Annotated in this window: 1 protein-coding gene and 1 pseudogene; both read right to left on the minus strand. The window is 43.7% G+C overall.

Annotated elements, in window-relative coordinates; translation table 11 throughout:
- The coding region (locus R7Z47_RS25350; RefSeq protein WP_318130831.1) for a lipase secretion chaperone at positions 1-523 on the minus strand (523 nt) is incomplete at its 3' end.
- Positions 524-535: 12 nt separating this feature from the next.
- Positions 536-641 (minus strand): annotated as a pseudogene (locus R7Z47_RS25355) (lipase); the annotation flags it as partial.

Consider the following 641-nt stretch of genomic DNA (forward strand, 5'->3'; position numbering starts at 1 on the left):
CAGGTTGTTCAGATAACGCTTGGTTGAGTAGTAGTTGCTGAGAATCAGAGTCTTGCTCGTACGTTTTAATCGCCAGTTTCTCTATTGCGAGTTGGCGTAGTCGATTTTCTTCATCAAATAGTTGGGAAATTTGTTGATCGTTAAAGTATTCAAGTTGCAAATTTAGAATGGCTTCATTCAGCCGTTGCAGTTGGCTTAATGACAACGTCGTATCTTCAAGTGGTTCTAATTTAGAAAGCGCCCGTTTGTACGCGAGATAGGTTTGAAACAACTCAACATCAATGCCTAGTGAGTTTTGCTGCGAGATACTTTCTTCAATATTTTCTTGGATTTCTTCAAGGCTATGTTCCCCCAAACCACTTAATGAGTACTCAAAAAAGTCTTTCTGAGAGGAGAGGTCGATAGTAGTGTCATGTTGCGATTGAGCCATCTTGGATTGTGGTGAGTCCGATACGTAGAGGGAAGCCGCTCCCACACCGAGAAGCGAAAGAATGGGCACAGCGATAAGAGCGACTTTCTTCATGGGGAACTCCTGTTACAGACCTTGCAGTTTCAAACGATTCGCATGCTGGCGATACAGCGTGACGGGGTCGGTTTCAAAAAGATGGTGGATACCGAGTAAACCGTTTATTTCGTCCAAG

The sequence above is a fragment of the Vibrio sp. 1641 genome (assembly GCF_033339995.1).
GTDB lineage: Bacteria > Pseudomonadota > Gammaproteobacteria > Enterobacterales > Vibrionaceae > Vibrio > Vibrio alginolyticus.